Source organism: Mesorhizobium sp. ZC-5 (assembly GCF_025753855.1).
GTDB lineage: Bacteria > Pseudomonadota > Alphaproteobacteria > Rhizobiales > Rhizobiaceae > Neomesorhizobium.
Genome location: NZ_JAOWPT010000010.1, coordinates 73662 through 94050, shown reverse-complemented (window position 1 = coordinate 94050; position 20389 = coordinate 73662). Strand labels below are relative to the sequence as shown.

Here is a 20389-nt window from a genome sequence, read left to right as displayed (position 1 = left end):
GATGGCGGATCGAAGATTGGATTTGGGCGGCGGGTATAAAAACGAACAGGGTGTGCGATGAAAAAGGTCAGAAAAGCAGTAATACCGGTGGCCGGACTTGGAACACGTTTCCTGCCGGCAACCAAGTCCATGCCGAAGGAGATGTTGACGATCGTCGATCGGCCGGTGGTTCAATATGCTGTCGACGAGGCCCTTGAAGCGGGCATTGAGCACATCGTTTTCGTTACCGGCCGCAACAAGACGGCGATCGAGGATTACTTCGACGTCCAGCCGGAACTGTTCGGAACGCTGACCCGCTCGGGCAAGGTCGAGCAACTCGCCTCGCTCGAGACCATGCTGCCTGTCGCCGGCGCAATGAGCTATACCCGCCAGCAGTCGCCGCTCGGTCTAGGTCATGCCGTCTGGTGCGCGCGTGACATCATTGGCGACGACCCCTTCGCGTTGTTGCTACCGGATATGGTGTCCTTCGGCTCACGCGGCTGCCTCGCCGGTCTGATGGAGCTTTACAACAACGTTGGCGGCAACAACGTGATCGCGGTAGAGCAATGCGATCCACTGGAAACCGGCAAATACGGCATCGTCGGCAAGGGTGCCACGGTCGGCAATGGGTTTTCGGTCATGTCGATGGTGGAAAAGCCGGCCCCGTCGGTAGCGCCGTCGAATTTCTACATCAATGGGCGCTACATCCTGCAGCCCGAAATCTTCGACATCCTCGGCACCCAGGAACGTGGTGCCGGTAATGAGATTCAGCTCACCGACGCAATGCTGAAGCTTGCCGCGCAGCAGGAATTCTTTGCGTATCCGTACGAGGGCCGCACCTTCGACTGCGGCTCAAAGGAAGGTTTCATCCAGGCCAATGTGGCCTTTGCACTGTCCCGCCCCGATATCGGCGATCTGGTGTTCGAGCCGATCAAGGAGATTGTTTTGTCTCACGAGAGCCGCCGGGAGGCGGCCTGATTCTGCGGGCTAGAACTGCGGTTTTCAACCGCGAACGCATTGTCGCCCTATCGGTTTGGTAGGGCGACACCGAATTTCATGATGACGCCAGCCGGCAGGGCGGGCGAGTGACCAAAATTTTTTCGGCGAGATCGATGAATCAAAGAAATCTTCCCTTCAACGGCAGACTGGCGATACCGTCGGCCGGCAACGGGGACCCGGATGGGTTCATCGATCTTGAGCGGCTGTTCCAGATGGCGGTCCGGCGTGTCAGGGTGGTGGCACTCTGCGCCGCCATCGGTCTGGCGCTTGGCGTCGTCTACCTGATGTTTGCTGCTCCCAGCTACACGGCGGGAACACGAATTCTGCTCGACGAGAACCTCACCAAATTCGCGCAGGAAGAAGCGGCGACACCCGCGAGCAACATGAAAAGCGACGCCAATCTGCTGACCGAAGTCGAGATCCTGAAATCGACGCGGCTCGCGCTGGTTGTTGTCGACCGGGAAAAACTGGACGAGAACGAAGCGTTCATGAACCCGCCGCAGTCGCCGGTCAGTTGGTTCAAGTCGCGGATCAAGGCGGTGGTGGGGCTGTTCGATTTCTTCGGTCCCGAGGTGTCCGAGACGGCACTCAAGAACAGTCGCCGCGCGCGCGCTGCGGCGTTTCTGCAGCAGGGGCTCAACGTCGAGCGCGTTGGCCGCAGCTTCGTGATCGACGTTTCTTACACCTCGCATGTTCCGCAGCTTGCCGGCAGCATCACGCGCGCCTACGCCAATGCCTATCTGTCCGATCAGCTCGATGCCAATTTCGACGCTACCCAGCGTGCCACGGTCTGGTTGCAAGGGCGACTGACCGAACTTCGCGACAGTTCACAAGCAGCGGCGCTCGAGGTTGAGCACTTCCGCGCCGCAAACGGTCTGACCGCGGCGCGCGGTGAATTGATTTCCGAACAGCAGCTGTCCGACTTGAACAGCCAGCTTATCTTGGCCCAGGCCGACACCGCAAGCGCTTCGGCGCGGTACACACAGTACCAATCGATCGTTGACAGCGGGGCAGCCAATGCGGTCAAGAACGCCACGATTTCCTCGAAGGAGGTCGGTTCCAACTCCGTGATCGATGCGCTGAAGACGCGCTATCTCTCGATCACCAAGCGCGAGCAGGAAATCAGCAACCGTTTCGGCGAGGATCATGCCCAGGCGGTCAGCTTGCGGCGCGAACAGGAAGACGTGGCGCGCCAGATATTCCAGGAACTGAAGCAACTGACCGAGAGCTACCGAAACGAATACGAGGTGGCGCGTTCACGCGAAGCCTCTCTTCGCGAAAACATCAAGAAAGTTGCAGGTCAAACCCAGGAATCCAGCCAGGCGCTGGTGCAGTTGCGTGACCTGGAGCAGAAGGCATCGGCGCTGAAGACACTCTACGAGACCTACCTCGCGCGCTACGAGGAGGCCTCGCAACAGCGTTCCTTCCCGATTGCCAAGGCGCGGGTCATATCGGAGGCCGGTGTGCCGGTGTCGCCGTCCAGCCCGAAAAAATCCATGGTACTGGCACTGTCGATGGTGCTCGGCCTCATCGCGGGCGCCGGCATCGGCGCGCTGCAGGAGTTCCGCGAGCGCTTCTTCCGCCTGGGCGACGAGGTCCGGGACCAGTTGGGCGTGAAATTCCTCGGTTATCTGCCTATCATCGGTGGCTCGGCCTTGGAGAAGGCCAGGAAACAGAAGCGGGATGCAACTGCTGCGGGCGATGCCGAACCTGCGTTCAAGAGCATCATGCGGGTGGCGATCGATGCGCCGGGCTCGTCCTTCGCCGAAACGCTGCGCAACGCGCGCATCGCTAGTGACGTTGTCCTGCAGGGCAAGGACAGCAAGGTCATAGGCATCGTCTCGGTGCTGCCGCACGAAGGCAAGTCGACGGTCGCCGCGAATTTCGCCGGCCTGCTCGCCGCCAATGGTTCGAAGACCCTTTTGATCGACGGCGATCTGCGCAATCCGGGCCTGAGCCGTATGTTGTCCACCGCGCCGGAACAAGGGCTTGTCGAAGCGATCATGGGCGAGGTGCCGTGGCCGAGTGCGGTCAAGGTCGACCGCAAGACGCGGCTGGCCATCCTTCCGGCGCTGGTTCGCGGGCGGATTTCCCATACCAGCGAGCTTCTCTCCTCGCAGGGAATGCGCAAGATCATCGAGAATGCGCGCGAGAAGTTCGATTACGTCGTCGTCGATCTTCCGCCCCTTGCCCCGGTGGTCGACGCCAAGGCCTTCGCCCATATGGCCGATGGCTTCATCTTCATCACCGAATGGGGTGCGACCCCTCGCGCACTGGTGCGCTCGGTGCTCCAGGCGGAGCCCCAGATTGCCGCCAAGGTGTTGGGTCTGATCCTCAACAAGACCGACATCAAGCAGCTTGGCCGCTACGGATCATTCGGTGGTTCTGAGCAATACATCGAAAAATACGCCGGCTATTATGTCGATCAGTCGTCGATCGGTGCCAAGGCCTGACAAGCCCCGCCACCTGCTTCCTTGCCGAAATCAGGTTGACAATATCCGCCCTTTGTTCCCCCAGATGCGGGCAGCAGTCAGCCTTCCAGTCTGGAAGGCGCCCGTATCGAGGTTGAGGCGCCTGCCGTCGAGCCGCGACCGTTCCACCGGCGTATGGCCGTGCACCACCCACTTTTTCAAGAGATGCGCGCTTTCGAAAAACTCCGACCGGATGAATAGCAGGTCGTGATCCATCTGCTTTTTGATCTCGATCCCAGGCCGGATCCCGGCATGCACGAACACATGGTCATCCGAATCGATCAGGATGGGCAGCGATCGGATGAATGCGATATGCGTCGGCGGGATCGCGCTCAGAATAACATGCAGTTGTTCGTCTGGTGACAAGGCCCGGCGCAGATGGTCGTAATCGATGCCATAAGAATGCAGTGTCGCTGCCGCGCCCAGATCGTTCCATTCCCGCAGACCGATCCTTCCGTCGAGTGCCTCCAGCATGATCAGTTCGTGATTACCCGCGAGGCAGATGCGCTCGAAGCCCGCCGGAGGCGGTGCCAGCAGATGCTCGATCACCTGGGAGGAAGCCGGTCCGCGGTCCACGTAGTCGCCCAGCATGATGATCAGCTTGCGCGCCTCTATGCCGGCAGCGTCGGCAACGATCTTCCGTTCCAGCGTCAGAAGTTCGTCATGGCAGCCATGCACGTCGCCGATGGCGTAGACCGCCAGGTTAGTCATGTCCAAATGCAAACGCGCACGCTTGGATCGCCCGGCTCGTCTGTCCAGTTTGAGAAAGCTGGCCAGTTTCTTGATCAATAGGTTCTCCTTGCCGGCAGCATCTGGCCATCCTTAGCCTCTTAGCGCAACGACGGGGAGAGGGCGCGCCCGCACAAAGAAAAATCAGCCGGCTTCGCAGCCGGCTGATTTTCTTCTGTCTTCTCTGAAGTGGTTATTGGCCTGCATGCGCTGGCGGTTCGACCACCTTGCGGTAGAGGTGCCAGGTCGCATGGCCGAGGATGGGGATGACCACCGCAAGCCCGGCAAACAGCGGTATCGAGCCGATCACCAGCAGCGCGGCGACGATCAGTCCCCAGATCGCCATCGTCACCGGGTTGGCGATGACGGCCTTCGCCGATGTGTAGATTGCGTCATAGGCACCGATATCGCGGTCGAGCAGGATCGGGAAGGCGATGACCGTCGTGGCAAGCACTACGACCGCGAAAACGAACCCGACTAGATTGCCGACGATGATCAGCATCCAGCCGCGCTGTGTACCGAGCACGTCGCTGATGAAACTGCCGAGTGATTCGGGTGCCGAAGCGCCGAAATACCACTGGTAGATCGCCTGCGCGGCGAGCAGCCAGGCGACGAAGATGGCGAGCAGGAATATTCCGACGGCGGCGATCGAAGGAAGTGCCGGTGAATCCTTCACTTCCAGCGCATGCCACCATGAACTGTCGAGTCCGGCTTCGCGCCGGCGGCTGATTTCATAGAGACCGATTGCAGCGAAAGGTCCCAGGAGCGCGAAACCCGACATCAGCGGAAATAGCAGCGGCAGGGCGTTGTTGCCGGATGTCCATGCGGCCAGAACGACGCCGACCAGCGGATAGATCAGGCACAGAAAGACATAGTGCGACGGCTTCTCCCAGAAATCGTCGAACCCCTTGTGAAGCGCGTCTATCAAGTCGGCGACGCCGATTTTCCGCACGTTGGGGTGGGCCAGTGTCTCGCTAGCCCCTGCAATCACGTGAAAGCCTGCCATGACCATTTTCTCCCATAGGGTTCGGAGCGGTCGCGAGCCACGCTTGTGCCGTGAGAACGGCCGGTCACGCGGGACGCGACCATGCATTGCAAGGGTGATGATACACACTCCGGGACAATTTGTCGCGCCCTTAGGAACTGCGGGAGCAGTTTCCACGTTCATGGCGTGAAGCGGAAAGAGGGGTTTCTTTTCAGGACCTTTGTCGCGCACCGCACGGCACCCATCGCCACTGTCAATTTGCTCCAGCCGCGCGCTGCAACCGGTTCGAAGCCGAGGTCCCCCCACAGCGTTGAATTCTCGGCGTCGAAACATGCCAGTTCCGGCTCCGCATCGGCATATTGCGGCAGCCACACCAGCGGTTTCGAGCGCCCCTTCCGTATCTCGTTCTCGACCAGCACATTGTTGTAGAGTCGCGCCCTGAGCTGGCGGTCGCCAATGGCCGGCACGAATGGCACCGGATTGCGCAGAACCTCGAAGCCAAGCAATTCCAGCCGCTCAGCGGTCCGGTCGAGCCGTTGTGGCGCCGGACCGAGTTCAGCGGCCTGCCCACCCGGTCCGAGCTTGGCATCCGCGACGACGATCTTAGGCCGTCCTTCGGCGGTCAGCCCGGTTACGGCAATGAACCGATCGATATGGCCGCCATATTGGCGAAACCGGTATGGGTCGTTCCAGACCCCGGCGCGGGGCGTCTCGTCCACCAGCGATCCGTGGCCGTAACCTGCAACGAACAGCGGTCGCGAGTCGATCGCCGACAGCCGCTCGAAAGCTGTGTCGGTCTCTCCATTTCGATCGATGATTGCCTGGGTCAGGTCTATGCTGTCCTGGCCGGTCAGCCAGAAATCCGGTCCCACCAGCAAATTGCCACCCGGCAGGTGAAAGTGCCCGTTTTCAACGGCAACCCCGGTGGCGCGTGACAACCAGGTTGCATGGTCGCCGGGGTTCTCGCATTCCTGCTGCAGATATTTCCCGCCGCCTGCACGCTCAAAGACAAGAAGCGGATCCTGCATCCAGAACTCCGAACTACTGGCCGCAGTGCTCAAGTCCGCTTCCACGAAAGCCGTTCGGCAGGCGAGACCGAGCCCGTCGAGCCATCGCTCGATACGGCCCCGCGTCGACATGGTGCCGAGCACGCGCAGCAGAACGCTTTCCGGGAGGGTTTTAGCGAACTGGCCATGCGCTTCCAGCAGCGCGCGAAAAAGCAGGTTGTCGCCGAAACATCCCGGCACTACCGCGATGGCGATCTCTTCGATGGCGCCGCCGCAATCCGGCACCAGCCTCGAGACAGCCGGTGAACCGGTGCTCATCGGTTCTGTGCTCTCGCGGGCCGCGCGCGGATCTCGTCCTTGAGATTTTCCAGGAATGGCGTGCGTGCCAGTTGAGAGGCGGCAATCGCATGGGCCGGTCGGATGATCGCCCCCTGCCGCAGTGCCGATAGCAATGCCCGCGCATCGTCCTGTTTTTGCGAGCGCCGCGCGTTCTTGAGCAAATGCCTGAGCTCATCGCGCCGCATCTCCGGCAGTTCTGCGGCATTCAGGATGGTTGGCCAGCTTCGCCGGCTGAAATGCAGCTCCGCGGCGACCCTCCCGAATTCCTTGCTTTCAGCTTCCGAGATCCGCCCATTGATCCGAAGCGCCCGGATCGTCGCCTCGACATCGACAAGCGCCTCGGTAAGCGGCCGGAACCCCAGTTCGGCCGGTGCGTGGGTCACCGCGACATCGGCGTCGGCGCTGCGCCGTCCGCTTTGGTAGTCGTCGAAGATTTTCCCCACCCCGACCATGCCAAAGGAGGCGCATTCCGCCGCCCGCAGCGCGCCCATGCTGGACGCGCCGGAAACGACAATCCCTTGCGAAAGCGCGTACAGGATCTCCTTGTGCCAGACAGAAGGCGCGTTTTCGAAGAATCCGTCGATTAGCGCGATGTGCTCCGGTTTCTCGAACGCCGCAGCGAGCAGGTCGCCGCGGATGGCCGGCGGTCGCACATCCAGCCCGGAAAATTCGGCAGCGGCAACTCCGTATATGCTAGGGCCGGCAAAGACGATTTTTGCCATCGCCTAATCCTCGAGCAGCCGGGCGATCATGCCGGCGTCGGCGGTCACGAGGCCATCGTCGAATACCGCCATCAGGCCGGGTACCAGCACTTTGACGACATGCACGCCTTCGCTGTCGCCGGAAAGCGGAAAGATAAAAATGTCTTCTGCGCCGGATTGGCAGACAAGCCTGGCGGCGGTGTCGAATGTGGGGCCTCGTTGTGTCTCGAATAGAGCCGCGAATTCACCAATGGACGGCACACCGGCCGGTGGAGCCGGTATGGTCCGGGCAAACGGCACGTAATCGGGCGGATCGATATCGTCGCGTGCTCCGGAAATGTGAGTCAGCCGCGATTGAACCGCCTCCAGCAATGCGGAAAGTGCGGCCTCGTACGCGTCGAAGCGGCAGGCGAAGCCGGCGGAATAGCGGGTTCCAGGTCCTGCTTTGCCGGTCACGTCGCGCGGAACAAAGCAGCCGGCGACGGGTAGTTGCACATTGCCGGTCAGGTCGAAGAAAAGCGGCTGGAAACCCGCGGCGGCGCATTTGGCAACCGCCTCATCGAGACCCGCGTGGACCCCGGCACGATATTTCAGCGGCCGCGCGAAGCCGTCCAGCGTGTCAAAGGCTTCGAGCGGAGCGATCCCGTCGTTCTCGACCACCTCCAGCAGTCCATGCAATGCCGCAGGCTCGAATTTGGTCGATGCGCCCAATCCGATCGACGAGATACGAAATGCGTCGCGATCCCATGGCGCGTCGACTCTCATGTCGAGCCCGATCAGTTCGTAGGGCGCAAAGACGCGCTCGCCGGTCTTCCACGATCTGCCGGGCACCCAGGCCCGCTCTCGCTCCGGGTCGAAGGCATCGAAGATGCAACCGCTCATGCGGCCAAGTGGAACCGCTTGCTCGCCGGCGTCGATCAGCTCGTTGAGCGAGCAATAGCGGTCCACCAACCGTTCAGGTCGCTCGGCGATCGCCGATTCTGCCGCCTCCATTACCGCTGAGATGCGCGCCTGGTCGTGGGTCAGGCCCTTGCCCTGGTTCACTGCGAGCGTGCGGGAATTGGGCTGGACGGCAAACCATACCGGCAGGCCGATCGTGTCCAGCCCGGTCAAGTCGCCGACCCGCGTGATGCCGAGCCGTTTCAGAAAATCGGGCGCCAGACATCGAGCGACCGTGTCAGCCAGCAATGTCGGGTTCCAATCATGCAAAACAGGACGCGGCTTGCCGCGTCCTGGCAAAATGTTCGTTTCTGTCAGCTCAGTCGAAATCGGCATCCTCATATCCCGAGGGCCCGGTATTGAGCTTGGTCAACGCCCCTTTGATCGGGTCGACCTTGTCGCGCGTCGCTTGGTAGAGCGCGTTGTCGACGTCGGCGACGAAGCAGAATTCCGCTTCGGAAAGGGTGGTTCCGCCGGCGACCGCCAAGCCGAGCGTGTCGAAGAAAGCTGGGTCGTCCGGCAGTGGTGGCGGATTATTTTGACCCAGATTGACCATCCTTCGGGTGCGAGCCGCGAGCAGCCCGAACACCGCCTCGTATGACATCCCCTTTTTCTGTGCGTATTGCTCGATCGCATCCTTGGTGATGCGTACGATCTTTACCGGTTTGGTCTTGATCAGATACAGCCCGCTTTCGCTGTCTCCGATGACGAACATTTTTGCGTCGCTCATGGGATTCCCCTCGCTACTTGATCCCCGCCAATCGGAGACCTTCCAGAAGCATTTGCCTACCCGCTTCGTGCTTGTATGGCGGTACCGATGCCAAAGCCGCAGCGGTGGTTCCCGGATAGTTTTCCATCAATCGCTTGCCATAGAGCCGCGCAGTTTCCAGATTCCCGGCAAGAGCGTGCGTGGCGGCCAGCACGCGCATCACCGGTTCGTCCGACTTCATACGTCCGCACATTTCGATGACGCCGCTGAAGTCGCGCTTGTTGAAGAGGATGCTGGCGCCGACCCACCAATAGTGATCGGGTGCCAGCGGATTGAGTTCCACCGCGCTCTCGAAGCGCTCCCACCCGGCATCGACTTCGCCCATCAGATAAAGCGCGTCGGCGTATTGCACGAGGAAATCGGGTGCGTGGGGGTTGAGTGTCTCGGCGACCGCGAAGCTCTCCGCCGAACTGTCGAAGTCGCGCTGGTAAAGCGCGACCACACCGTCCATCCAATGGCCGGCGCCGGCGCCGGGATCGAGCGAGACGGCGGCCCGTGCCTCGGCGCGCGCCTTCAGCAGAAGATCGGGGTCGTTGCCGCCAAGCATCAGCCATTCGAGTTGGAAGGTCTGGGCGATTTTCGCGCGCGTTGCCGAAAAATCGGGATCGGTGGCGGCAGCTTCGCGAAATGACGAGCGCGCGCGTCTGAGGCGGGGCAGATCGCAGTTCTGCAGGCTGATTTGGCCCTCGAGATAACGCAGATAGGCGGCGCCGTCGTGCTGTCGATGGTTGTCGTCCAGCCGATCGCGCTCGATCGCATGTGCCATCGATGCCGCCGTCTGGTGAGAAAGCAGGCGGAAAGCATGCGCCAGCTTCTGGTCGTCAGCCGGGAATTCGCCGGCCCAGATGATTTCGCCCGTGTCGGTTCTGGCCAGGCGGCAGGAGAGCACCTTTGAATATGGGATCAGCATCGCGCTGACGGCATATTGCGCGCCTACCTGGTTGAAATCCGGGGCGCTGTCCGGCTGGACGATCTGGAAGCTCGAATGTGGCGCGATCACCTTGAAGGTACGGTAGCGCGACAACTCGTTGGCCACTTCGCGCACCAGGGCCGGGATCAACTCCGGGCTGGCTCCCTCCCGCGGTAGTTCCGGGGGCAGGAACGCCACGCGCGGCTGTGTGCGGGGATTGCGCTCGGCGGAAACTGCGGTCTCAATATGGTCGCGCGCCGAAGCAAAGATGCGCCGTGCCACCGCAGCCGTCTCGGGTGAGGGGCTTGCGGAGAACTCCCGCTTCAAAAGTTCGGTGAGGTTGGTGTAAAGGCGCTTGGCCGGCTCGAACAGTCCGTTGCGGCCATAAGCTTCGATCAGCATGCGATAGGTCTGTTCACGTTCCGGTTCGGCGGCGAGCGCGTGCTCCGCGATCGTCCGCAGATCGGCCTCCTTGGCGCGTCCGTAGCGGGTGAGTTCAAGCAGGGCAGTCGCGACCGTTGAAAAGAATCGGTCCTTGAGCTTGGTGCGTTCACCGAGCAACCACAAATGGAACTCGCCATTCGAGTCGCTAGCGCCGGCAAGCAGGTCGCCGTCGAAGATCTTGATCGCATTGACCAGTTCTTCCACGGCTTGCGATTGGTGCTTTTTGAGAAACACCGCGAGATCGGAATCTTCCGCACCCGGCCCGGCGATCAGCAGTGGACCCTCACTCTCGATCAGCGGACGTTCCGGCGGCCAGGCACGACGAATGCGCACCAGCAATTGGCGAAGATTGGCGAATGCTTCGATTTCGCCGGCGTTTTCCCATAGCAGCGACGCTGCCTTCTGTCTCGTGAGACGCCGGGAAGGCGACAGGAGGGCCAGCGCGATGAGTTGATAGCCCTTTGCGGGGAAGGCAAAGCCGGCCTGAGGCCGGCTTGACGCGGGTGCGCCAAACAGCTTCAGGGAAAATACCTGCTCATCCTGCATATCGGACCGGTTCTTGTTATTTGAATCCAGGGCAAAAAAGGTCTGCCAATCACTCGCCGACGGTACCCGGTTTTGTAACTCCACGCTGGTTAAAAAAGCCATCCGGCAAAATCACCCCGGAACTGAATTTTTCGCAATCCCGACTGCGCGTCGGCAACGCCCGGAGTCACGAACGTGTCACGTTGGCTGGCGTGTCTCTGACTCGGAAATCCGTCGCGAGGCGGCGGTTCGGCTGCGCTGTTTGCTGCAGGTGAGACAGGGAGTATGAATGGGTAGGGAGGTTCTGGCGCTGGCTTGTCCCGATTGGCGCGAGGCTTCTCTCGCCATCGACGCGCGGAATGGCGAGATCGCCTACGCCAACTGGCGGGCTCTGGCGTTTCTTGAAGCGCGAGCACCGATAAGCGTCTTCGGCAACCGCCTGATTTTCACAGATCCGCGCCACAATCAGCAATATTTCACCGGGCTGGAGAAACTCCGGACTTCCCTCACAGAGGAGGAAGTGTTCGTCCTCGCCGGCAGTTGCGAAATGGATTGGTTCGCGGTGACGATCCATAATCCACAGGGCCTCTATCGTGAGGTATTGCGACGGTCGCTGGATGCGGCCGAAATAGCGTCGGAGATAATCTTCGTGGAGATTGGCCGGACCAACAAGACGCCGAGCGCGCAGCAGGTCGCCGCCTTTTCCGACGCCCTCAAATTCACGCCGGCCGAGGCGGAACTGGTCTTCTCGCTCGCCCAGGGACAGACGCTTGCCGATGTCGCTGATCGGCGCAAGGCGGCCCTCTCTACCGTCCGCCAGCGTCTGAAGACCGTGCTGGCAAAATCTGGCTGCCGCCGGCAGGCCGATCTGGTTCGTCAGATAGTCTCGCTCTGTTGACGAAAACGGCTGGCAGACTGGCGAAACGTACGGCCAAACCTTCAAAATCCGGTGGGTTTCTGAAGAAACAGGCCTGAAAACGCTTTGGATTGACAGGTTTCGCAATTTCAAATGGCGGCCATTCAGCCTCCGGAGAGGAAATTTTCCACCTTGCGAGGGTCTAAGCCTGCCTCCGCACCGATCCGCCTTGCCAGTTCCATCGCTGCCTGCCGCGGTTGGCCAACGGGACGGTCTAGCCAGTAGGACACTGGATTCAATACGGTATTTGCATCGACGCTGACCAGTCGGCCAGACATCAGCAATTCCTCTGTCAGTGGCGGCCTGGCCAAGGCTATGCCCAGGCCGTGCGCGGCGGCGTCGAGCACCAGATTGTAGTCCTCGAACCGCCGGTCCTGCGGCCTCGGCCGGTAATCGATCTGCCGAGCACCGAACCACGCCCGCCACCCCGACGCATCTGAATCGTGGATCAAGGGGAAGTCCAGCAACCGCGCGGGCGCGCCGTCGCCGACCCTTTCAGAAAGCTCCGGCGTGGCGATCGGAAAGCACCATTCCTCGAAAAGTTTCAAGGAGATGCGGCCGTGGACGGCGCCGCGACCGCAGCGGATCGCCAGGTCGATACCCTCGTCGCCGAGGTCGGTCTGGCGGTGGTCGACATGCAGGACGATCCGAAGTGGCGGAGAGCCTGCCTCGAAGCGCGACAGCCTGGGGATCAGCCAGAGGCCTGACACAGACGGGATCGAACTGACACGCACCACGGCAGCGCCGCGCGGTTCGCTCCAGCGGTCCGAAGTGTCGGCGATCAGCGCAAACGCTTCGCTGGTGCGAAGAAACAGCCTTTGTCCTTCGCTGGTCAGCACGACGCCGCGCGCGCCGCGTTCGAACAGCCGCAGCCCCAGCCAACTCTCAAGCTTGGCAATCTGTCGGCTGACCGCGCCATGCGTCACATTCAGCTTTTCGGCGGCGGAAGAAAAGCTTCCGGTACGGGCGGCGGCCTCGAAGGCACGCAATGTTTCGAGTGGGAGAACGGGTGCCAAGCTGTGATCCATGCTCACAGCTGACCATCGAATTATTCGATTGTCAATCAGCTCGGGCAAGAGCCTACTCCTGCCAACACAAACTCAAGGATCAGTTTTTCATGACCGTAAATGCCCTGGCAACTCCGACCGCGCGATCGTTCGATATGACAACCACCATCGCCATCGTAGTGACGGTGGTGGCGTGGGCGTCGGCATTTCCGGCAATCCGGGCGGGACTGACGGCATTCGGGCCGGCCGAACTCGGTGCGGTCCGCTTCGCCATTGCCGCCGTGCCTGCCGCTCTCTTTCTTCTTGCGATGCGCCCGGCGCTGCCGGCGCTCAACGAAATCTGGCGCTTCGCGTTCGGAGGCATCGTCTTCGTCGGTTTCTACACGGTTCTCCTGAACTTCGGCGAACTGACCGTTTCGGCAGGCGCCGCCAGTTTCATCATCAACGTCAATCCGATCATCACGGCGGCACTTGCCATGATGCTGCTCGGCGAGCGTTTTCCGTTGCTTGCATGGATCGGCACCTTCGTCTCCTTCGCCGGGATAGGGCTTATCGCGCTGGGTGAAGGCGATGGATTGCGGGTCGACCACGGCGCCCTGCTCATTCTTGGCGCTGCGTTCTGCAACAGCTTTTCGACGATCGTGCAGAAACCGCTGTTCAAGCGCCACAAGGCGCTCACGGTTTCAGCATGGAACATGGTTATCGGAGCGGTTTTCCTGTCGCCTGTCCTGCTCAGCGGGCTCGACCAGGTGGCGGCTGCCAATAGCGAGGCGCTGTTTGCTGCAGTCTATCTCGGCATCGTGCCGAGCCTCGTTGCCTATGGCACCTGGGCCGTCGTGCTTTCGCGCCTGCCCGCTTCCCGCGCCTCGAACTTCATGTATTGCGTGCCCCCGGTCGCCACGGCGATGGGTTTCCTCTGGCTGGGCGAGGTCCCTGGAATGGTCGGCATCCTGGGTGGTGCATTGGCGCTGGGCGGCGTCATCGTGGTCAATCTGAAACGCTGATTTTTTCGCCGATTTTTTGAATCCGCCTCGCGCAATGTTTGTGCGAGGGGATTCGATTTCTATTTTGAGGCGGTCGGGGTGGAACGGTTTGCCGCGAAATTGTCGAAATTTGAAATCGACAAAGTCTAGTAAATTGGTAGATTAAAGGGAATACGGAGGTCCATATGACGTTCCTTTCCCAGGCGAGCAATCGTCAAGTCACTGCCCGCCCACGCGTCTCCTCGTGGCGGGACGTCGCCTGCAAGGCGACCTTCCTGCTGGCGGTCGGATTTTCAGCCGCATTGGTGTTCGGCTTCATAGGCCACTGAACGCGTCGCACTGCCGGCGACAGCTCCATCTGGAGAATAACGGCATTTCAAGCGTATTGCGTATCGGCGTAACAAATGGAGGAGATTGCATGCAGATCGAATTCATCGGACACACCGCAAACCTGACGCTTTCTGCAAATGAAGCCGGTGCTCAGGTCGACCGTGATGGCCTTCGCCGGCTGGGCAGGCTGGCCGAAGTCTCGGGCATCGACAGACTGGCCGTTGGCGGCCTTGCCGCCGGTCAGGACGTGGCCGCCCTCGCATCCTACATTCTGCACAACACATCGAGCCTTGGCGTTTTCCTGAACCATCGCATAGGTGCCGTGGCTCCGACGATCGCCGCGCAGCATCTCGCCACCCTGGATCAGTTGAGCGGCGGACGGGTGAGGGTCCAGTTCGAATCCGACAAGACAGATGGCATCGAGGGGCATGAAGAAGGTCTTGCCCGGGTCGACGAGTATCTGGTGCTCCTGAAGCGGCTCTGGGCCAACGAAAAGCCCATCGATCACGAAGGTAGCCATTACAGCATTACCGGCGCTTTCAGCGCGGCCAAGCCGTTCCAGCGCAGCCATATACCACTTTCGCTCTCCGGCCTTTCCGGCACGGCGATCAAGGTGGCTGCCCGCCATGCCGACATCTTCGCGCTACCGGCGGCGACCGTCGACGAGACGCGTCAGACGATCGCGCGGGTCCGTGCCGCGGCTGCATGTCATCGCCGCGCCGATGCCATCCGCTTTTCCTATCCGGTGCGTCCGGTGGTCGCGGCAACGCGGGAAGAGGCATGGGAGAAGCTGGGCCGTACCGCCAACAAGGCAGGAAACGGGATAAAACGCAGGACCTTCCTCGTGGCCGACCGTTTCTCGGGATGGACCGACGATGAGCGGCTTCGCCGGCTGGCTGCAGACAATCTGGCACGCGATCCGGACGCCCCGAGCAAATCGGCCACAACGGTGGCCGGTTCCGCCGAACAGGTCGCACTGGCGGTTCTTGACTATGCCGACATCGGGGTGTCGGATTTTCATCTGCACGGTTTCGAAACGGCGGACGAGCTCGCCGCGTTCGGTCACACCGTCGCGCCGCTGGTTCGCCGTGCAATTGCGCGTCATGACGCGCATAGGGCGGAACCCTACGGCGAGGCGATGCCGGCCACCGACACGATTGTTCGGCGGTACTCCGCTTAGCCGCCCTAGCTTGAAGATTGCATTCGCGAGTAGCGCGAACTAAGCCGCGATTCCGGCTCGCGACACCAACTGCCTGGCAAGCCCGGCGCACTGGACGCGGATGTCGGGTATCGCCTCGATCTCGAAAAAGGCGCCGCGCGTCAGCGGCCCTATCGCGAAGAGACGTTCCGATGGTTGGCCATCAGATCCCAACATCGCGCATTGCGGCGTGACGTCGAGCCCGATTCGTAGAGGGTCTGGCCTCGCCAGGCCGCGATCGATCAGCGAACGTACGATCGGGTTGGTGCCGGCGGCGAGATCTGTGGTGATACCGGTGCAATCGTAGATACGGGCAGCGGAGATCGTCTCGATCGCCGGTACGTGCCGGCGGCGGATCTTCGCCTCGAACCTGTCGCCCACGCGCTTCGCTTCGAGAAGTTTTCCCGCGACAAGTTCGAGTTCGTCCTCGGCGATTGCCCGAATGACACGTTCGTGCAGTTCGGGCGGCATGCGATGGCGATGGATATCCCACCAGGCGCGTGTGTGTTCGATGAAACGGCGCTTGGCGCCATGCGGCCAGCTTTGCCAGATGCGCTGGTTGAATGGCCGGATGCCATCGACGACATCGCGCCAGTCGCCGCCGTTCCGTTCGGTGTCGCGAACGAGTTGGCGGAACCAGCGGACGAAATAGGAGAGGTCGGTACCGAGCGGCACGTCGGCGGCATCGAGCCGGATCGGTCTGCCTGCCTGATGGATCGACGGCACCAGACCGCGGCGCGACAGCGCGGTGATCTTGCCGCGATGCCCGCCGGCGGTCAGTGAAAGGAAAGTGTCGACCATGCTCAGACCGGTGCCAAGAATCAGTACTGGATCGTCTGGATCTATTGGCGTATCGCCAGGCGATCCGGGCCGGATGGCGACGGTCTTTTCGATCGACGGCTGTTCTTCGTGTCCAACGGCAAGCACCGCGATATGTCCCACCAGGCTGGCACCGTTTGCGAGCTTGACCTCGACACCGGCTGTGGTGGTCGCGACCGACACGCATTCCTCCGACAAGAGATGCAGGCGGCCCTGCTCGCCTTCCGAGCCGCGGAGGTCGCCAAGCACCTCGGCAAGATATTCACCATAGACGCTGCGTGGCACATAGACTCGCGGGTTGTCGGCTGTCGCCAGGCCGCGCTCGATCAACCAGTGCAGGAAATGCTCGGGGTCGTCCGCATAGGCGCTCATGCCAAGCGCGCTGACGTTCAGCACGTGGTCCGCCAACTCTGTCGAATAGGCGACGCCTTGACCGAAGACCTGCCGCTTCTCGATCAATGTGATGCGAATATCCGCTTCGCGGTTGCGCAGCAGATGCGCGGCAAGCAGCACGCCACTGGCGCCGCCGCCGACAATGATGATCGCAAGCCTGCCAGAGGCGCGTTCATTCATAGTCCGCACCATTTCTGCTGTTCGTGGGGAAAAAGCGACCTGGCTAGATCTGGTACTTTATACCGGCAAGCACGTCGTCGTTGGCGGCGTCGCGCATCTGCGCGAGGCTGCGGTTGTCGAGCACCTCGGCGATTGCCTGGCGCACTTCCAGCATCATGTGACGGACTTGGCATGTGGCCTCATCGCAATCTTCACACGGTTGATACTGCGTGCGGCTCGCGCAGGGAATGGGAGCGAGCGGTCCATCGAGCACACGGACGACATGTCCGATCTTGATATCGGCCGGCAGTCGGGCGAGCCGATAGCCGCCGTCCTTGCCCTTGCGGCTCTGTACGAAGCCGGCATTGCGCAATTCGCCCAGAATGGCGTCGAGGAATTTCTTTGGAATATTGTTGGCGACCGCGATGTCATTAACGAACGCGAGCTGACCTTGCGGCAGTTCCGACAGATGGACGAGGGCCTTGAGCCCGTATTTGCCTTTTTTAGTAAGCATGCCCGAGACAGTTCATATGGCGTTCGATATGGACGCCTGTGGCGACTGTTTGTGCGCAAATGATGGCGGAACGCACCTTCCGCGTCGCCATATTTATCGGAAATGAAATCGAGCGACATCATATAGAAGACCAAACTCGTTGATTTTTCGTCACTTTTCAGGCCGTCGTGTCCTGCTGGACACTGTTTCTCGCCAAAGATCGGCAAGACCATGCTTCGAGGCGATAAGCGCCACGAATTATGTGGCAGCCGAGTCGGTTCTTCCGGGCAATACGAGATTGCAGCGACAGAGCCTTCGAAGTGACGGTCACCCTGTGAATCTCCTCCGCGCATTCCGCTAGACTAGTGGACATTGGCCGGATTGCCTTGGAACAGGTTTCTTGTTCGATGCCTGTTTAGAGAGGGCGCGTTCCGAAAGAGAACCGCGCAGGAGAACAACCTTCCGAGGAGGTGCTGTGGACGTTCTAAGCTTGGTCGGCTGTCCTGGCGAAGATACGCGCACGGCGAATCTGGACGAATCCGCGTTCGTTCGGTTGCACTCGGGTCTCGGGGGGCACATCGAGTTCGAGCGCGTGGCCACTTTCGGTCTGGACAAGAACACGTCGAGCATCGGGACGGTCGATGACGCGGATGACGCTCGCGGAAATGCCGCTGCCGGTGGTGCTCCAGTCCAGATCTCCCGGGCGCAGATAGACTTCCGCGGGTCCGTCGGCCAGTTCGGGCGCGGCAAGCTGCGCACCGTCGAGATCGGCCCTGCCTGACGAGACACTTGCCGGCAGCCGGTTGGCGTCGCCGAGGAAACTGACCACAAAAGCCGAGTTCGGCTCGCGGCACACCTCTTCCGGCGTGCCCTGCTGGACGATCCTGCCTTCGTTGAGGATCACCACGCGGTCGGCGAGGTCGAGCGCCTCTTCCTGGTCGTGGGTGACGAAGAGCGTGGTGATACCGAGTTCGTCGTGGATTTCGCGCAGCCAGCGCCGCAGATCGCGCCGCACGCTGGCGTCCAACGCCCCGAACGGCTCGTCGAGCAGCAGCACCTTCGGATCGACGGCAAGCGCCCTGGCCAAGGCCACGCGCTGGCGTTGGCCGCCGGAGATCTGCGATGGAAAGCGCCCACCCAGGCCTTCCAGCCGAACCAGCCGCAGCAATTCCTCGACACGCGTCGCGATCGCTGCCTTCTCGCGCTTTACCCTGGAAACCTTCATCCCGAAGGCGATGTTTTCCGCCACCGTCATGTGGGGAAACAGCGCGTAGTGCTGGAAGACGAAGCCGACGCCTCGGTCGCGCACGGGAATGTCGGTCGCGTCTTCGTCGCCGAAAAAGATGTGGCCGCCATCGGCGAATTCGAGGCCTGCCACCATGCGCAGGATTGTCGTCTTTCCGGAACCGGAGGGGCCAAGCAACGCCAGGAGTTCGCCGCTCTCGATCTCGAGCGAAACGCCATGCACGGCGCGGAACGTGTCGAATGTCTTGATCACATTGTCGAGGCGGATTTTCACGTGAGAGTCTCTGTCTTGATGGTTTGCGGGGCGGCGAGAGCCGGCCGTCCGGCGCGCCCGGCGCCTTGCCGCTCGAGCAATACCTTGGCGAACAGGGTGACAACGGCAAGCAGCGCCAGGATCGAGGCCGCCGCGAAGGCGCCTGCCGTCTGGTAGTCGTGATAGAGCAATTCGACATGCAGCGGCAGTGTATTGGTCTGGCCGCGGATGTTGCCCGACACCACCGAAACGGCGCCGAACTCGCCCATCACGCGGGCATTGCACAGCACCACGCCGTAGAGCAGCGCCCAGCGAACATTGGGCAAGGTCACCGAGAAGAAGGTGCGCCAGCCGCTGGCGCCGAGCGAAGTGGCGGCCTCCTCCAGGTCGCGCCCCTGAGCCTGCATCAGCGGGATCAGTTCGCGTGCGACGAAGGGGGCGGTGACGAACATTGAGGCGAGCACGATGCCGGGCAGAGCGAAGAGCACCTTGATCTCGGCCGCTTCCAATGCCGGGCCGAACACCCCTTGCAGGCCATAGACGAAAAGATAGGCGACGCCGGCGACGATCGGCGAGATCGAGAACGGGATCTCGATGACGATCAGGAGAAGGCGCTTGCCGGTAAAATCGAATTTTGTGATTGCCCAGGCGGCCGCAACGCCAAACACCGTGTTGATCGGCACCGCGATGAGCGCGGTGGCGACGGTTAGGAAGATCGCATGCCGGGTATCGGCATCGGTGATCGTTGCGACGAAGACATCGGCACCGGCCGAAAATGCCTGGACGCCGATGACCACCAGCGGCGCGACGACGACAAGGGCAGTCAGCACCAGAACCGCAGCCAGCAGGCCGAGGCGGAAGATTGGATGATCGCCGACGCGCGGTGGTTTCTTGGAGCGGGTGGCAGCCATGGCTCAGCCCCTCGCCGTGTAGCGCAGCGCGCGTGCCTGCAGGATGTTGGTGATCGCGAGCATCAGGAACGCGGTAATCAGCAATACCGAGGCGACCGCCGCGGCTGCCTGGTAGTCGTATTCCTCGAGCCTGATGAAGGTGAGCAGCGCCGTGATCTCGGTTTCCATGGGCTGGTTGCCGGCGATGAAGATGATCGCGCCGAATTCGCCGAGGCTGCGGGCGAATGACAGTGAGAGCCCGGCCAGCAGTGCTGGCGCCAACAGGGGCAGGATCACGCGCAGGAAGATCGAAACGTCGCTGCCGCCGAGTGACTGTGCCGCTTCCTCGAGCGCCGGGTCGAGATCTTCCAGCACAGGCTGCACGGTGCGCACGATGAAGGGCAGGCTGGTGAAGCTCATGGCGATCATGATGCCGAGCGGTGTATAGGCGACCTTGATGCCCGCAAGACCGAGGATCGAGCCGAACCAGCCATTTGGAGCAAACAGCGCGGTCAGCGCGATGCCGGCGACAGCGGTGGGCAGCGCGAAAGGCAGGTCGACCAGCGCGTCGATGAAACGCCGGCCAGGAAAACGGTAGCGCACCAGAACCCAGGCGAGCGCCATGCCGAACACCAGATTGAAGGCAGTGGCGGCAAGCGCGGAAAGCACCGTGACACGGTAGCTTGCAACGGCGCGGGCCGACGAAACGATGCGCCAGTAGTCCTCCGGACCAAGGCTCGCCGCTTTGAAGATCAGCGCGCCGAGCGGCAGCACGACGATGATCGACACGTAGACGAGGGTAATTCCGAGCGCCAGAGGCAGCCCGGGCAGAACGCGGCGTGCCACCGATGACCACCTTTGCGAAAACCGAACGGGAGGCTGTCTAACCGGCAGCCTCCCGTTCTA

At 61.6% G+C, this 20389-nt stretch carries 19 protein-coding genes; 6 read left to right on the top strand and 13 right to left on the bottom strand.

Going from position 1 to position 20389, the window contains the following annotated elements:
- Positions 1 to 57 precede the first annotated feature (57 nt).
- Together OHD58_RS22370 and OHD58_RS22365 are read left to right on the top strand one after the other, a co-directional pair.
- Complete coding sequence (locus OHD58_RS22370; RefSeq protein ID WP_263805717.1) at positions 58 to 957, top strand: UTP--glucose-1-phosphate uridylyltransferase; 900 nt, start codon at positions 58 to 60, stop codon at positions 955 to 957.
- 134 nt (positions 958 to 1091) lie between these two features.
- Entirely contained in the window at positions 1092 to 3431 is a 2340-nt protein-coding gene (locus OHD58_RS22365; RefSeq protein WP_263805715.1) for a polysaccharide biosynthesis tyrosine autokinase, read from the top strand.
- Positions 3432 to 3461: 30 nt separating this feature from the next.
- On the opposite strand, the gene OHD58_RS22360 is transcribed toward OHD58_RS22365, so the two are convergent.
- From OHD58_RS22360 to OHD58_RS22330, 7 genes are all read right to left on the bottom strand, one after another.
- Entirely contained in the window at positions 3462 to 4160 is a 699-nt protein-coding gene (locus OHD58_RS22360) for a metallophosphoesterase family protein (RefSeq protein WP_263805713.1), read from the bottom strand.
- Positions 4161 to 4371: 211 nt separating this feature from the next.
- The gene (locus OHD58_RS22355; protein WP_263805712.1) at positions 4372 to 5184 is read right to left on the bottom strand and encodes a DUF2189 domain-containing protein; all 813 of its coding nucleotides are present in this window, start codon (positions 5182 to 5184) and stop codon (positions 4372 to 4374) included.
- Between the two features lie 158 nt (positions 5185 to 5342).
- Positions 5343 to 6488, bottom strand: coding sequence for a hypothetical protein (locus tag OHD58_RS22350; protein WP_263805711.1), 1146 nt, complete (start codon positions 6486 to 6488; stop codon positions 5343 to 5345).
- Entirely contained in the window at positions 6485 to 7162 is a 678-nt protein-coding gene (locus tag OHD58_RS22345; protein WP_263805710.1) for a TfuA-like protein, read from the bottom strand. The genes OHD58_RS22350 and OHD58_RS22345 overlap by 4 nt, the downstream gene beginning before the upstream one ends.
- Before the next feature lie 72 nt (positions 7163 to 7234).
- On the bottom strand, positions 7235 to 8398 hold the full coding sequence (locus tag OHD58_RS22340; protein WP_263805708.1) for a YcaO-like family protein: 1164 nt from the start codon (positions 8396 to 8398) through the stop codon (positions 7235 to 7237).
- A 70-nt stretch (positions 8399 to 8468) separates the two neighbouring features.
- Positions 8469 to 8879, bottom strand: coding sequence for a hypothetical protein (locus OHD58_RS22335; RefSeq protein ID WP_263805707.1), 411 nt, complete (start codon positions 8877 to 8879; stop codon positions 8469 to 8471).
- 13 nt (positions 8880 to 8892) lie between these two features.
- Positions 8893 to 10818 carry a BTAD domain-containing putative transcriptional regulator gene (locus OHD58_RS22330; protein WP_263805706.1) on the bottom strand — a complete coding sequence of 642 codons (1926 nt, stop codon included), beginning with the start codon at positions 10816 to 10818 and terminating at the stop codon, positions 8893 to 8895.
- A gap of 268 nt (positions 10819 to 11086) precedes the next feature.
- Between OHD58_RS22330 and OHD58_RS22325 the strand changes: the two genes are divergently transcribed.
- The gene (locus OHD58_RS22325) at positions 11087 to 11695 is read left to right on the top strand and encodes a helix-turn-helix transcriptional regulator (protein ID WP_263805705.1); all 609 of its coding nucleotides are present in this window, start codon (positions 11087 to 11089) and stop codon (positions 11693 to 11695) included.
- A 122-nt stretch (positions 11696 to 11817) separates the two neighbouring features.
- Here OHD58_RS22325 and OHD58_RS22320 read toward each other — a convergent pair whose 3' ends face one another.
- On the bottom strand, positions 11818 to 12741 hold the full coding sequence (locus OHD58_RS22320) for a LysR family transcriptional regulator (RefSeq protein WP_263805704.1): 924 nt from the start codon (positions 12739 to 12741) through the stop codon (positions 11818 to 11820).
- 89 nt (positions 12742 to 12830) lie between these two features.
- Here OHD58_RS22320 and OHD58_RS22315 point away from each other — a divergent pair, with 89 nt between their 5' ends.
- The 3 genes from OHD58_RS22315 (at position 12831) to OHD58_RS22305 (ending at position 15213) form a co-directional block, all read left to right on the top strand.
- Entirely contained in the window at positions 12831 to 13724 is an 894-nt protein-coding gene (locus OHD58_RS22315; protein WP_263805703.1) for a DMT family transporter, read from the top strand.
- Positions 13725 to 13888: 164 nt separating this feature from the next.
- Complete coding sequence (locus tag OHD58_RS22310) at positions 13889 to 14032, top strand: hypothetical protein (RefSeq protein WP_263805702.1); 144 nt, start codon at positions 13889 to 13891, stop codon at positions 14030 to 14032.
- A gap of 89 nt (positions 14033 to 14121) precedes the next feature.
- Positions 14122 to 15213 carry an LLM class flavin-dependent oxidoreductase gene (locus OHD58_RS22305; protein ID WP_263805701.1) on the top strand — a complete coding sequence of 364 codons (1092 nt, stop codon included), beginning with the start codon at positions 14122 to 14124 and terminating at the stop codon, positions 15211 to 15213.
- Between the two features lie 39 nt (positions 15214 to 15252).
- Here the strand turns inward: OHD58_RS22305 and OHD58_RS22300 are convergent, their stop codons facing one another.
- The 5 genes from OHD58_RS22300 to cysT all read right to left on the bottom strand — a co-directional run bounded on the left by OHD58_RS22300 (position 15253) and on the right by cysT (position 20329).
- Positions 15253 to 16623: an FAD/NAD(P)-binding protein gene (locus OHD58_RS22300; protein WP_263805700.1), complete on the bottom strand. Its 1371-nt coding sequence runs from the start codon at positions 16621 to 16623 to the stop codon at positions 15253 to 15255.
- A 43-nt stretch (positions 16624 to 16666) separates the two neighbouring features.
- Entirely contained in the window at positions 16667 to 17116 is a 450-nt protein-coding gene (locus OHD58_RS22295) for an RrF2 family transcriptional regulator (protein WP_263805699.1), read from the bottom strand.
- A 463-nt stretch (positions 17117 to 17579) separates the two neighbouring features.
- Complete coding sequence (locus OHD58_RS22290) at positions 17580 to 18614, bottom strand: sulfate/molybdate ABC transporter ATP-binding protein (protein WP_263805698.1); 1035 nt, start codon at positions 18612 to 18614, stop codon at positions 17580 to 17582.
- Positions 18611 to 19504 (bottom strand): sulfate ABC transporter permease subunit CysW, encoded by an 894-nt coding sequence (cysW, locus tag OHD58_RS22285; protein WP_263805696.1) that lies wholly within the window; start codon positions 19502 to 19504, stop codon positions 18611 to 18613. Before cysW ends, OHD58_RS22290 begins: the two co-directional genes overlap by 4 nt.
- A gap of 3 nt (positions 19505 to 19507) precedes the next feature.
- Positions 19508 to 20329, bottom strand: coding sequence for a sulfate ABC transporter permease subunit CysT (gene cysT / locus OHD58_RS22280; protein WP_263805694.1), 822 nt, complete (start codon positions 20327 to 20329; stop codon positions 19508 to 19510).
- Between the last annotated feature and the right edge of the window lie 60 nt (positions 20330 to 20389).